The sequence below is a fragment of the Enterobacter cloacae complex sp. SYL001 genome (assembly GCF_049237025.1).
In the GTDB taxonomy this organism is placed as follows: domain Bacteria; phylum Pseudomonadota; class Gammaproteobacteria; order Enterobacterales; family Enterobacteriaceae; genus Enterobacter; species Enterobacter intestinihominis.
On record NZ_JBMKJI010000019.1, the window covers coordinates 1 to 13,004 of the forward strand.

General features: G+C 53.6%; 10 protein-coding genes and 5 tRNA genes. 1 reads left to right on the top strand and 14 read right to left on the bottom strand.

Annotated features, from left to right (window positions below; all coding sequences use genetic code 11):
* The 5 genes from ACOTZP_RS16345 to ACOTZP_RS16365 all read right to left on the bottom strand — a co-directional run.
* The coding region (locus tag ACOTZP_RS16345; protein ID WP_232926123.1) for a GTP-binding protein at nucleotides 1-691 on the bottom strand (691 nt) is incomplete at its 3' end.
* Between the two features lie 118 nt (nucleotides 692-809).
* A tRNA-Thr gene (locus ACOTZP_RS16350) sits at nucleotides 810-885 on the bottom strand.
* 6 nt (nucleotides 886-891) lie between these two features.
* Nucleotides 892-966 (bottom strand) — tRNA-Gly (locus ACOTZP_RS16355).
* A gap of 116 nt (nucleotides 967-1,082) precedes the next feature.
* Nucleotides 1,083-1,167 (bottom strand) — tRNA-Tyr (locus ACOTZP_RS16360).
* Between the two features lie 8 nt (nucleotides 1,168-1,175).
* Nucleotides 1,176-1,251: transfer RNA gene (locus tag ACOTZP_RS16365), tRNA-Thr, on the bottom strand.
* A 317-nt stretch (nucleotides 1,252-1,568) separates the two neighbouring features.
* On the opposite strand from ACOTZP_RS16365, the gene coaA reads away from it, so the two are divergent.
* Entirely contained in the window at nucleotides 1,569-2,519 is a 951-nt protein-coding gene (gene coaA, locus ACOTZP_RS16370) for a type I pantothenate kinase (RefSeq protein ID WP_032622068.1), read from the top strand.
* 42 nt (nucleotides 2,520-2,561) lie between these two features.
* Here coaA and dppF read toward each other — a convergent pair whose 3' ends face one another.
* The 9 genes from dppF to ACOTZP_RS16415 form a co-directional block, all read right to left on the bottom strand.
* Complete coding sequence (gene dppF / locus ACOTZP_RS16375; RefSeq protein WP_022646698.1) at nucleotides 2,562-3,560, bottom strand: dipeptide ABC transporter ATP-binding subunit DppF; 999 nt, start codon at nucleotides 3,558-3,560, stop codon at nucleotides 2,562-2,564.
* Nucleotides 3,557-4,540, bottom strand: a complete 984-nt coding sequence (dppD, locus tag ACOTZP_RS16380) for a dipeptide ABC transporter ATP-binding protein (protein WP_010426220.1) — start codon at nucleotides 4,538-4,540, stop codon at nucleotides 3,557-3,559. Before dppD ends, dppF begins: the two co-directional genes overlap by 4 nt.
* Nucleotides 4,541-4,550: 10 nt before the next feature.
* The gene (gene dppC / locus ACOTZP_RS16385; protein WP_022646697.1) at nucleotides 4,551-5,453 is read right to left on the bottom strand and encodes a dipeptide ABC transporter permease DppC; all 903 of its coding nucleotides are present in this window, start codon (nucleotides 5,451-5,453) and stop codon (nucleotides 4,551-4,553) included.
* A 9-nt stretch (nucleotides 5,454-5,462) separates the two neighbouring features.
* A complete protein-coding gene (gene dppB / locus ACOTZP_RS16390) occupies nucleotides 5,463-6,482 on the bottom strand; it encodes a dipeptide ABC transporter permease DppB (protein ID WP_022646696.1) in 1,020 nt (339 codons plus the stop codon).
* 161 nt (nucleotides 6,483-6,643) lie between these two features.
* Nucleotides 6,644-8,251, bottom strand: coding sequence for a dipeptide ABC transporter periplasmic-binding protein DppA (dppA, locus tag ACOTZP_RS16395; protein WP_271075121.1), 1,608 nt, complete (start codon nucleotides 8,249-8,251; stop codon nucleotides 6,644-6,646).
* A gap of 621 nt (nucleotides 8,252-8,872) precedes the next feature.
* Nucleotides 8,873-8,949, bottom strand: a tRNA-Pro gene (locus tag ACOTZP_RS16400).
* 91 nt (nucleotides 8,950-9,040) lie between these two features.
* Nucleotides 9,041-10,735, bottom strand: a complete 1,695-nt coding sequence (eptB, locus tag ACOTZP_RS16405) for a kdo(2)-lipid A phosphoethanolamine 7''-transferase (protein ID WP_022646694.1) — start codon at nucleotides 10,733-10,735, stop codon at nucleotides 9,041-9,043.
* Between the two features lie 239 nt (nucleotides 10,736-10,974).
* Entirely contained in the window at nucleotides 10,975-12,177 is a 1,203-nt protein-coding gene (locus tag ACOTZP_RS16410; protein WP_023299065.1) for an L-lactate MFS transporter, read from the bottom strand.
* A gap of 236 nt (nucleotides 12,178-12,413) precedes the next feature.
* Nucleotides 12,414-12,956: a lipase gene (locus tag ACOTZP_RS16415; RefSeq protein WP_038415055.1), complete on the bottom strand. Its 543-nt coding sequence runs from the start codon at nucleotides 12,954-12,956 to the stop codon at nucleotides 12,414-12,416.
* Nucleotides 12,957-13,004 lie beyond the last annotated feature (48 nt).

Here is a 13,004-nt window from a genome sequence, read left to right on the forward strand (position 1 = left end):
GACCGGTAACAACGGTACCACGACCGGAGATGGAGAATACGTCTTCGATTGGCAGCAGGAATGGCTTGTCAATCGCACGCTCTGGTTCTGGGATGTAAGAATCCAGGAAGCCAGCCAGTTCGATGATTTTCGCTTCCCACTCTGCGTCGCCTTCCAGCGCTTTCAGCGCGGAACCACGAACGATTGGAGTATCGTCGCCTGGGAAATCGTACTGAGACAGCAGTTCACGAACTTCCATCTCTACCAGTTCCAGCAGCTCTTCGTCATCAACCATGTCGCATTTGTTCAGGAACACGATGATGAAAGGAACGCCTACCTGACGACCCAGCAGGATGTGCTCACGAGTCTGAGGCATAGGGCCGTCAGTCGCAGCAACAACCAGGATCGCGCCGTCCATCTGCGCAGCACCGGTGATCATGTTTTTAACATAGTCGGCGTGGCCTGGGCAGTCTACGTGTGCGTAGTGGCGAGTCGGGGTGTCATACTCAACGTGAGAGGTGTTGATGGTGATACCACGAGCTTTTTCTTCTGGTGCGTTATCGATCTGATCGAAAGCACGAGCAGCACCGCCGTAGGTTTTAGCCAGTACGGTAGTGATTGCAGCGGTCAGCGTTGTTTTACCATGGTCAACGTGGCCGATAGTACCGACGTTAACGTGCGGTTTTGTACGTTCAAACTTTTCTTTAGACATCGATTGTCCCTCTAAGACACGGATAAATCGGTGATATCACCACATCAACCAGGCGAAAATGCCTGAACTGTTGAATACATTTACATTGAAACAGAGAGAAAGGGAGGGAGAAGTGAAGTGGTGCTGATACCCAGAGTCGAACTGGGGACCTCACCCTTACCAAGGGTGCGCTCTACCAACTGAGCCATATCAGCACGTATTGGAGCGGGCAGCGGGAATCGAACCCGCATCATCAGCTTGGAAGGCTGAGGTAATAGCCATTATACGATGCCCGCATCCTGAAACTCGGCTACCCAGTTCTTTCTGTAACAAAAAAAGAGATTTCTCTCTTTTCTGTTCGAGCTGGTCAATTTTTCCAACCAGCTCCGGCGGCGTTGACGCTGCCAGAAAGTGGTGGTGGGGGAAGGATTCGAACCTTCGAAGTCTGTGACGGCAGATTTACAGTCTGCTCCCTTTGGCCGCTCGGGAACCCCACCGGACTTGATGGTGCCGACTACCGGAATCGAACTGGTGACCTACTGATTACAAGTCAGTTGCTCTACCTACTGAGCTAAGTCGGCATCAAGTAGCGCGCATTCTATGGAGACCTGCGCAGTCATGCAACTAAAAAATTGCATAAAACGTTCTTTCGCTCACATTTTATTCGAAACCAGGGCTAACCGCTGTAAATTCATCCGCTCGTGATTAAAAATCCAACATGAACGCCTGATTTCGGCACGCTATAGCCCCGGGTGATGCCTGCCCGGTTAAGCATCGCTTTCCCATATTTTTTCTTATTATTCCTCTCATCTGGTGTTAACCTCCTGCCCATTGTCCAAAATTAACTATGTGATGAGCCCGCACCCGCCGTTTCGTGATGGTTCACAGAAGCATGCTTATGAGCAAAAAAGAGCAAACGTTAATGACGCCCTATCTTCAGTTTAACCGTAGCCAGTGGGCAGCCCTGCGTGACTCCGTCCCTATGACACTGACGGAAGGTGAAATCGCACGGCTAAAAGGGATAAACGAAGATCTCTCCCTGGAAGAGGTGGCAGAAATCTATCTCCCCCTCTCTCGCTTGCTTAACTTTTACATCAGCTCCAACTTGCGTCGTCAGGCCGTACTGGAACAGTTCCTCGGCACGAACGGTCAACGTATTCCTTATATCATCAGTATTGCGGGCAGCGTGGCAGTGGGTAAAAGTACCACCGCGCGCGTGCTTCAGGCGCTGCTGAGCCGCTGGCCGGAACACCGCAGCGTGGAGCTGATCACCACCGACGGCTTCCTGCATCCCAATGAGGTGTTGAAAGAACGCGGCCTGATGAAGAAGAAGGGCTTCCCGCTCTCTTATGATATGCACCGCCTGGTAAAGTTTGTCTCTGATTTAAAATCGGGCGTGCCGAACGTTACCGCACCGGTCTACTCGCATCTGATCTACGACCGCATCCCGGATGGTGACAAAACGGTGGTGCAGCCCGACATCCTGATTCTGGAGGGCTTAAACGTACTGCAAAGCGGGATGGATTACCCTCACGATCCGCATCACGTGTTTGTCTCTGACTTCGTCGATTTCTCAATTTATGTGGATGCGCCTGAAGATCTGTTGCAACGCTGGTATATCAACCGCTTCCTGAAGTTCCGTGAAGGGGCGTTCACCGACCCGGATTCTTACTTCCACAACTACGCTCAGCTCTCTGAAGAAGAGGCTATCAACGTGGCGACCGGGCTGTGGAATGAGATCAACTACGTCAACCTCAAAGAGAACATCCTGCCGACGCGCGAACGTGCAAGCCTGATCCTCACCAAGAGTGAGAAACACGCCGTTGACCAGATTCGTTTACGGAAGTAGATCTCAGACGTAAAAAAACCGGCTTATCGCCGGTTTTTTCCTTTATGCATGCGGCTTTTCGCCGTTTTCATCCTGATCGACCGCGAAGCAGGCCACCAGCTGTCCGCCATAATCTTTCAGTTGTGGCTGCAACTGCGTACACGGACCGAAGCGGCGACGGCAGCGGGCGTTGAACGCACATCCCGGCGGCGGGTTAAGCGGGCTTGGTAACTCGCCGGTCAACTTAATGCGCTCACGACGGTCATCCGGGTTCAGTCGCGGCGTCGCAGACAGTAGTGCCTGAGTATATGGATGACGCGGGTTATTAAAGATCTGATCTTTCGTCCCCTTCTCTACGCAGCGTCCCAGATACATCACCATCACCTCATCGGCAATGTGCTCAACCACAGACAGGTCATGGGAGATGAAAACGTACGACAGCCCAAGATCCTGCTGTAAATCCATCATCAGGTTCAGCACCTGCGCACGCACGGATACGTCGAGCGCCGAAACCGGTTCATCGGCAATCACCACGTCCGGGTCGAGCATCAGACCACGGGCGATGGCGATACGCTGACGTTGACCGCCAGAGAACATATGCGGATAGCGATCGTAATGCTCGGTTTTCAGGCCCACCTTCGCCATCATCGCCAGCGCTTTTTCACGACGCTGCTCTTTGCTCAGGTTGCTGTTGATCAGCAGCGGCTCTTCCAGAATCTGCCCCACTTTTTTTCGCGGGTTCAGCGAACCATACGGATTCTGGAACACAATCTGGATTTTCTGACGTCGCAGTTTCTGCGCCTGCGGATCGTGCTTGAGCAGATCCTGGCCCTGATAGTAAAGCTCGCCGCCAGTCGGAACTTCAATCATCGTTAACAGACGGCCCAGCGTGGACTTCCCACAGCCAGATTCCCCTACCACCGCCAGCGTTTTTCCGCGTTCGAGAGTAAAGGAGACACCATCCAGCGCTTTTACCAGGCGCTCAGGAGCAAAGAGGCCCTTCTTCACCGGGTAATGTTTTTTCAGGTCGATGGCCTGCAACAGCATTTGTTGCGTACTCATAGTGTTGGCCTCCCGGCATCATCGAGTGGGTAGTGGCATTTCGACTGACGTCCGTCAGCTAACAGGTTCAGCTCCGGCTCGTCGACGCGGCATTTATCCGTCGCATACGGGCAGCGCGGGTTAAGCAGACAGCCCTGAGGACGGTCATATTTACCCGGTACCACCCCCGGCAGCGAGGCCAGACGCGCTTTATCCTGCGCGAACTCCGGCAGCGCGCGCAGCAGCGCCTGCGTATAGGGATGACGCGGGGCCCGGAAGATATCGTGTGAACTCCCGGTCTCCACCACCTGGCCTGCATACATCACAATGATTTTGTGTGCCGCTTCAGCCACCAGCGCCAGATCGTGCGTAATCAGCACCAGCGCCATATTCTCTTTCTGCTGCAACTCCAGCAGTAGCTCAATAATTTGCGCCTGAATGGTCACGTCCAGCGCGGTTGTCGGTTCATCGGCAATCAGCAGTTTTGGACGACAGGCAATGGCCATCGCGATCATTACACGCTGACTCATCCCACCGGACAACTGGTGCGGATAAACGTCCAGACGCGATGCCGGATCGGGTATACCCACCTGCGTCAGCAGGTCAATAGCGCGCTGGCGACGGGTTTGCTTGTTACCGCCCTGGTGCACCTTAATGGCTTCCATAATCTGGAAACCCACGGTGTAACACGGGTTCAGACTGGTCATCGGGTCCTGGAAGATCATCGCCACTTCCGCTCCCACCAGCTGGCGGCGCTGTTTTTCGGAAATGCGCTGCAGATCCTGACCATTGAACTCCAGGCTTTCCGCCATTACGCGGCCGGGATAATCAATCAGCCCCATGATTGCCAGTGAACTCACTGACTTACCGGAACCGGACTCCCCAACGATACCAACCACTTCGCCCTGATTTACGCTATAGCTGATGCGGTCCACAGCACGAAACGGTGTGCCTTCATCGCCGAAGTGCACCGATAATTTATCTACATTTAATAACGCCATCTCGTGCCTCTTACTGCTTCAGTTTGGGATCAAGTGCATCACGCAGACCATCACCCATCAGGTTAAATGCCAGCACCGTCAGCAGAATCGCCAGACCCGGGAAGGTGACGACCCACCAGGCGCTTTGCGCGAACTGCAACACGTCGGAGAGCATGGTGCCCCATTCCGGTGTTGGCGGCTGCGCACCCATGCCAAGGAAGCCAAGAGCGGCCATATCGAGAATGGCGTTAGAAAAACCGAGCGACGCCTGAACAATCAGCGGTGCAAGGCAGTTAGGAAGAATATTGACGAACATCTGGCGCATCGCCCCCGCACCCGCCACTCGAGATGCCGTCACATAATCGCGGTTCACCTCGACCAGCACGGCCGCACGGGTTAATCGGACATAGTGAGGAAGCGCAACGAACGTTAGCGCGAGCGCGGCATTGCCTATCGAAGGACCAAAGACCGCGACCAGCACCAGGGCCAGCAGAAGGCTTGGCAATGCCAGCATGATATCGACGATACGCATGATGACGTTATCAACGATGCCGCCGAAGTAGCCCGCCACCAGACCAAGCACAACGCCCATGATCAGCGACAACACCACCACAAGACAGCCAACCAGCAGAGAGAGGCGCGCGCCGTACATCAGACGAGACAGCACATCGCGGCCAACGTCATCAGTACCGAGCAGGTGCGTCAGGCTACCACCTTCCTGCCAGGCCGGTGGCGCGAGCAGCGCATCACGGAACTGGTCCGCGGGGTTATACGGCGCAAGGAAGTTCGCAAACACCGCAATCAGGATCATAATGGAAACATATACCAGCCCGACGACCGCGCCTTTGTTGCGCTTGAAGTAGTGCCAGAATTCCTGCATCGGCGTCATTGGCACCGGTGCGGTAACCGCTTTATTTTGAGTAACTTGTGACATGATGGCCCCTTACTTCTTATGACGAATACGCGGGTTCACCACGCCGTACAGCAAATCGACCAGCAGGTTGACGAGGATAATCATCGTCGCGACCAGCAATACACCGCCCTGCACAACCGGATAGTCACGGCGTTGCAGCGCATCAATCAGCCAGCGTCCAAGGCCTGGCCAGGAGAAGATGGTTTCGGTCAGGATCGCCCCGGCCAGCAGCGTACCGACCTGCAAACCGATAACGGTCACCACCGGCAGCATGGCGTTACGCAGGGCATGAATAATGATGACGCGCATACGGGTCAGACCTTTAGCGCGGGCAGTACGAATATAATCTTCGCCCAGCACTTCCAGCATGGAGGAACGAGTCATACGCACGATCACCGCAAGTGGGATGGTGCCCAGCACCATTGCAGGCAGGATCATGTGCGCAACCGCATCAATGAAGTTGCCCTCTTCGCCCCAGATCGCCGTATCAATCAGCATAAAGCCGGTTAACGGGTTGGTGTCGTCAAGGAAAACCATATCGCTGACACGTCCGGAGACCGGCGTCAGGTTCCACTGCACCGAGACCAGCATGATCAGCATCATGCCCCACCAGAAGATAGGCATGGAGTAGCCGGTCAGTGCCAGGCCAACGGCGGTGTGGTCGAAAATAGAGCCACGCTTAACGGCAGCCAGCACGCCGACGGGAATCCCCACCGCGGTCGCGAAGATCATGGCGCAGATGCCGAGTTCCAGCGTCGCCTGGAAACGCGGCACGAACTCGTCCCACACCGGAAGACGGCTTTTCAGTGAAATCCCTAAATCGCCGTGTAATACGCCCCAGATGTAGTGGAGGTACTGCTGCCACATCGGCTTATCAAGGCCGAGTTCAGCCAGCAGTTGCGCATGACGTTCAGGGGAGATACCACGCTCGCCCGCCATAATCATCACCGGATCACCCGGGATCATATGGACGAAGGCAAAAGTGAGAAGGGTGATACCGATAAACGTCGGGATAACCAGTCCCAGACGTCGGAGGATGAACTGCAACATAACCCGGATTCTCTCTGATGACGCACGCTCAGTAGCGTGTCGTCTGTATTGCTCACAAATGTAAATTCCCTCTCCCTTCGGGAGAGGGTTAGGGTGAGGGGATGCATGCACGCCCCTCACCCCTGCCCTCTCCCACAGGGAGAGGGAGAACACCCTACTTATTATTCAACAGACACGTTTTCGAAGTGGTGTTTGCCCAGTGGATCGACCACGTAGCCCTTCACTTCTTTACGCACTGGCTCGTACACGGTGGAGTGAGCAACAATCAGCGCCGGAGCCTGATCGTGCATGACAACCTGCGCTTGCTTGTACAGTTCGATACGTTTGTTGTGATCATCGGTCGCACGCGCCGGCTGGATCAGGTCTTCAAACGGCTTGTAGCACCAGCGAGAGTAGTTGGAACCGTCTTTCGCTGCCGCACAGCTGAACAGGGTCGCGAAGAAGTTGTCCGGATCCCCGTTGTCGCCGGTCCAGCCCATCATGACCGCCTGGTGTTCGCCCGCTTTGGCGCGTTTCAGGTACTCGCCCCACTCGTAGGTCACAATTTTGGCCTGTACGCCAATCTTCGCCCAGTCAGCCTGAACCATTTCCGCCATACGACGTGCGTTCGGGTTGTAAGGACGCTGTACCGGCATCGCCCACAGCTCAACGGTGAAACCTTTATCCTGGCCCGCTTCTTTCAGCAGCGCTTTCGCTTTCTCAGGATCGTAGGTGTAGTCCTTAATGTCGTCGTTATAGCCCCACATGGTTGGTGGGATCAGGTTCTTGGCCGCAACGCCAGCGCCCTGATAAACGGCTTTGATGATCGCTTCTTTGTTCACCGCGTAGGTCAGCGCCTGACGCACTTTCACGTCATCGAACGGTTTCTTCTCGGTGTTGAAGGAGAGATAACCCACGTTCAGGCCCGCCTGCTCCATCAGGTTGATATTTTTATCCTGCTTCATGCGCGCGATGTCAGCCGGGTTTGGATACGGCATCACCTGACATTCGTTTTTCTGCAATTTTGCGTAACGCACGGATGCGTCAGGCGTGATGGAGAAGACCAGACGGTCGATCTGCGGCTTGGTGCCCCAGTAGCCCGGGAAGGCTTTATACAGAATACGGGAATCTTTCTGGTACTGAAGCAGCTGGAACGGGCCGGTACCGATTGGGTTCAGGTCCACTTTTTCCGGGGTGCCGGCTTTCAGCATGTTGTCCGCGTACTCTTTAGAGAGAATAGAGGCGAAGTCCATCGCCAGGTCAGCGAGGAATGGCGCTTCCGGACGCGTCAGCACAAACTGAACGGTTTTATCGTCCACTTTTTTCACTTCAGCAATCAGGTCTGGCAGACCCATCCCTTCGAAGTATTCATAGCTGCCGCCAGACACTTTATGGTACGGGTTCTGGGCATTTTTTTGACGGTCGAAGGAGAACACTACGTCGTCGGCGTTAAAGTCGCGCGTAGGTTTGAATTCTTTGCTGTCCTGCCACTTCACGCCCTGACGCAGGTGGAAGGTATAGGTTTTACCGTCTTCGCTGATATCCCACTTTTCAGCCAGGCCAGGAATCACTTCCGTGGTGCCGGTTTTAAATTCAACCAGACGGTTATAGATCGGTACAGAGCTTGCGTCGTAAGTCGTACCAGAGGTAAAGAGCTGTGGGTTAAAGCCTTCCGGAGAGCCTTCAGAACAGTAAACCAGGGTTTTTGCCTGTACGCTTGCTGCGACGGTCATGGCCATCAGGCTCAGACCAAGCTTCAGCATCCCTGACTTCTTCAAGGAAATACTCATTATTGTGCTCCAATGTGATGTTTTGCTTTGTTGTGTTACGCCGCCTGACCTTTATTTATTTTTTACCCGGTCCGGTCGGTGATGCCCGAGGGCGTTAAAAGGGATAGAGAATCCTTTCAGAAGAGCGTTTGAGTTGCAGCGCAGATCCTCCCTGAAATGCCCCTCGTGCCCTACAATCTGTCAACAGAATGTGAAAACGTCAATACAGGTGGCGGGGATTTACGTGGAGTGTGAGAAACCGCAAACAAAGATTAAAAAAACTCTGAATGCCAGTTTTCAGCAGAGAAATTTATGCTACTCGCCATGTTGCAGCACAAACCCCTCCCTATTTCGCAACACCCAGTGATTAAGTTTTATTCAGAATGGGTAAATTTTCTTACAGAATGGTGATTATCTGAGCACTAAATACCGCGAACGTTAAAACGCACAGCGAAAAATGCTGAGGTTATCCATAAGCAACGCGAAAAAAGATCAAACTATATATAAAAAAATACAATGGATTATGTCACAAAACCGCAAGCAGGCAGGGGGATGCAGGGCTAAGGGGTATTTTGAGGACTCGGGTGGGGTAACGCGTTAATGCAAAAAGGGCTAACCTTGCGGTTAGCCCTTTTTAGAATGTGGTCGGCGAGAGAGGATTCGAACCTCCGACCCACTGGTCCCAAACCAGTTGCGCTACCAAGCTGCGCTACTCGCCGAATGCGGAGCGCATCTTACTGCTGAGGTGCGCCCTCGTCAATCCCTTATTTTCAAAAAGCCATTCAACTGGCGATATTCTCGCCAGACCAGCTACTGCGCGGCTTTTGTGGTGTTATCAGGGAGTTTACACCAGTTGTTGTTTTCGTTAATCCCACCGTTCGGTGAGGTATAGCCGAGACAGCCCATAATAGTGTCGTACAGCTCAACGTGACGGCGCGGTACCTTAATCTCTGCCTGCTGTTTCAGGTGGGCAAACATTTTAGCTTTGTCCGGGTTTTCCAGATACTTGTCCGACATCCACATGATCATCGGCACGCGGAACTGCTCTGGTGGCGCCAGCTTACGCGGCGTACCGTGTAAATGCTCTTTCTCGTTGATGGACTCGCCGTGGTCGGCCGCGTAGATCACAATCGCTTTCTTATCGCGAAGCTGGTCAATCACCCGGCTGAGGAAGGTATCCACATACAGAATCGAGTTATCATAGGCATTGATCAACTCCTGCTTGCTACAGTTCTTGTTAATGCCGACGCACTCAGGCGTCCATTTGGCGAAATCGCGCGTGTAACGCTGATAGTAGCTGTAGTGTGACCCTTTGGTATGCAGAACAATAAGGTGCTTACCCTGCGGATGGTTTTTCAGCGACTGTTCCATCTCAGAGAGCAGCAGCATGTCATCAACGTTCTTTCCGCGGTTACGCGGCTCGGCGCCAATCTGCTCGCGGTAGGCGATGTTATCCGCCATGGTGTTGGTGTAGAACCACATCTCACTTTGCATGGCGAACAGATCGGAGCTAAATCCAAGCTGCTTCAGAACAGCAAACACGTTTTGCTCTTTGAGAGTGCGCTGAGGGTTATCACTCGCACCGCCCTCGCGAACAAACATACAGCGCAACGAGAGCTTCGTGGCGGTATCGCAGGAGTAGCCGCGGTATGCCACCAGATTCTTTTCCTGCGCCAGTTTCGGGGTGGTATCGCGGTCATAACCGAGAATGCCCATATGATCCCAGCGCGTCGTTTCGCCGATAACGAACACCACGTAAGTATCATCCAGCCCGTCAGCCGGAGCCTGGTAGGTGAACTTTTTGGTCGGGTTAATCAGCGATTTCACATCGCTGGATTCGTCCGCCTGAGCCCAGGCGTAAAGACCTAACGCCGACAGCCAGTTAGACGGCAGGTACGAGTTAGCCACCACGCCGCCGTAGCTTGGCATATCCACGCCTGTCGCTTTTTCGATCCGTTTTTGCTGCTTTTCCATCAGGCGAATAGGCGCCCATACCAGCAGACCCGCCAGAAGAACGACGGCGACGTTGCGGATGCGCTGTCCCCGGGTACGCAGCTGGCGTAACAGGGTGTAGCGACAGGTGTTACTCCAGATAAAGAAGAGCGGGATCAGGCAGGTCAGAATCGTCCACAGGATGAACCCTTGACCCACCACCTCTTTCGAGAGGTCGATGTCCGTGGTCATCACCGAGGCCACAATACCGTAGCCAATGACCACGTTCATGAATGTCATGTAATAGCTTGCGGCGGCGGAGATAATCACCACCAGCGAGGCCAGAATTTGCCATGTACGACGGCCAAAGAGAGAGAGCAGGCGTAACAGGAAGAAGGTCGCCAGAATTGAGCCAAACACTTCAATCGCGGCAAAAATTCCATTTCTTACAGTGAGGTGTTCGAAATAACCTTCCACTCGTCTGAACAGCACCGCGCCATTCAGAAACAAACCGATATAGACAGCCAGCATCAGACACAATCTTTGCTGGGTAAGAGACCTAATATATTTCATGCAAACAACCCTGGGGGAAGGGGTATAAAAACCCGCCGAATCTCAGTGAGAAAGCTGACAGAGTAAGTAGATGCGAGAGAAACCGTTATCAGAAACGTCTACAAGCGCGATAAGTAGACCACAGCAGGGAAGAAAAGTGGCAGCAGAGAATGTGAATCGATGAAGATTTTTACAAAATAGCAAGTCCGGAAGCGATTTAGAAATAAATAAAAGAGGCCCTGCGGCCTCTTTTCATCGCATCATACATGCGCTTCTTTATACAGTTCGCGCTGCGGCTGACGGATCGTGGTGGACAGCGCCAGCGAAATAATCAGCAAAGCGAATATCACGCAGAAGGTCACGTAGAAGCCGCCAAACAGCGAGGCAATCAGTGAACCGCAAATACTGCCGATACCGAAGCCGAGATAAATGACGCCGTAGTTTTTCGCCAGGTTGTTCAGGCCGAAGAACTCGCTCACCAGTGACGGGAAGACGGTAATAGTGCCGCCAAAGTTAAAGGCTACGCAGGCAATTGCTGCAAAGAATGTCGCCTCGTTCAGCGGAGCGAACAGCAGAGCTGCCATACCCACCAGGGAGATGACCTGCCCCAGCGTAATCACACGGATACGGGCGATTTTGTCAGACAGGATACCCAGTACCAGACGACCCGAGAGGTTAGCGATGGAGATGACCGTTACCGCGTTCGCCGCCGTCGCCGCGTCCAGTTTTACCATCCCCTGCGCGATATCTTTCGCCACACCGATGACATACAGACCGCTCATGCAGGCCGTCAGGAACATCACCGCCAGCATCCAGTACTGCGGCTTACGCATGGACTGAGCGAGGGTGAAATCGTTCTCCACCACGCCGTTAACGGTTTTCACTTCCTGCTGCGGCGCATCTTTCATCAGCGTGGCGCCGAAGAGGATCATTACCAGCACAATCACGCCCCAGATCATAAAGGTTTTCTCAAGCCCAACCGAGGCCAGCAGATGGGAGTCAATGAATTTGAACCCCAGGCTGCCCAGGCCATATGAACCAATGGCAAACGCGGAGATAAGCCCTTTACGCTCCGGGAACCACTTCACGCAGTTAGACAGCGTCAGCAGATAACCTGCGCCGTCCGCCAGACCCACCAGCACCCCGGCGCTTAGCCACAGCATCATCAGGTTGTTTGAATGTGCCGTCAGGAAGAAGCCCACGCCCAGCAGGATCCCGGAGGCCATGGTTACGCGCTTCACGCCGAAGCGCTCCTGAAGTTTGCCCGCCACGGAAGAGGAAATCGCTAATCCAAGGCTCAGCAAGCCGAAGGAGAATGCCACCTGGCTTATCGGTGCGCCGAGCTTATCGGACAGGGCGCTGTTAAACAGGCTCCAGGTATAGACCGAGCCCAGTGCGAACTGGGTAACGATGGTGCCGAAAAGCGTCAGCCAACGCGTGCGGTTATAAGTTGATGTGTTCATGGCAGTGTCCTGCAAGAGAAATTAAGGAAGTTCGCTGAGGACACGATAAACAAAACCCCAAAACGCCAGGGGTAAAACGGCATGAAATGCAGGAGATACGGAATGAAATGCCTGGAAGCGGGAATGAATGACCTTGCCGGAAAAGAAAACGCTTAAAGGTGAGTGACCACTATCACCACAGCCCGCGCCGTTATTGTATTAAATATGTTACCGCAGCGTTTAAAAAAGTGACAACCCTAAAATTTGGCGCTTAAGCCCAGGGTGTACAAATATTCTTCCTCCGACTGCTGGTTGTAGCTGATCTTCGCCCAGGGATGTAAATCACCATACTGCGTATCAACGCGCCACCCCAACGAGTTCACGCTGGCATGCCAGAGGGGATCGGTAAGCGGCTGCGTGGTAGTTGCCTCACCAAATGCATTCACCGTTGCAGGGGGAGCGCCATCAGTGCGCCACGCCATGACGGGGCCGGTGGTAAAATGTCCCGCCACGGGAAAATTCCAGCCAACGCTCAGAACGGTTTCCGCATCTGAACCGGATGGGTCGTTCAGGGCAAAGCCCGCAGCATTCTGCGAATGGTTGATACGCTCCGCGAGAATATCTTCATAACGAGGTTGGTGATCGGCGTCCCATGTATAGCGTTCCGTCGTATTACTTTGTGCATCTGAAACGATATATTCCTGTTGCCACGCAAAAGCGGTGTTACATATAAGCAGGCAGGCTGAGACACCCACCAGGCCAGAAGCAGCATGGCGACCACTGATTTTTTTTAACATCATCAAAGCGACTCCAGAAAGAGCCGAGTTCGGCGATATATGTCATTGTTC

Coding starts and splice junctions, on each gene's coding strand:
- coaA (WP_032622068.1), top strand. CDS start 1,569: ATGAGCAAAAAAGAGCAAACGTTAATGACGCCCTATCTTCAGTTTAAC.
- dppF (WP_022646698.1), bottom strand. CDS start 3,560: ATGAGTACGCAACAAATGCTGTTGCAGGCCATCGACCTGAAAAAACAT.
- dppD (WP_010426220.1), bottom strand. CDS start 4,540: ATGGCGTTATTAAATGTAGATAAATTATCGGTGCACTTCGGCGATGAA.
- dppC (WP_022646697.1), bottom strand. CDS start 5,453: ATGTCACAAGTTACTCAAAATAAAGCGGTTACCGCACCGGTGCCAATG.
- dppB (WP_022646696.1), bottom strand. CDS start 6,482: ATGTTGCAGTTCATCCTCCGACGTCTGGGACTGGTTATCCCGACGTTT.
- dppA (WP_271075121.1), bottom strand. CDS start 8,251: ATGAGTATTTCCTTGAAGAAGTCAGGGATGCTGAAGCTTGGTCTGAGC.
- eptB (WP_022646694.1), bottom strand. CDS start 10,735: ATGAAATATATTAGGTCTCTTACCCAGCAAAGATTGTGTCTGATGCTG.
- ACOTZP_RS16410 (WP_023299065.1), bottom strand. CDS start 12,177: ATGAACACATCAACTTATAACCGCACGCGTTGGCTGACGCTTTTCGGC.
- ACOTZP_RS16415 (WP_038415055.1), bottom strand. CDS start 12,956: ATGATGTTAAAAAAAATCAGTGGTCGCCATGCTGCTTCTGGCCTGGTG.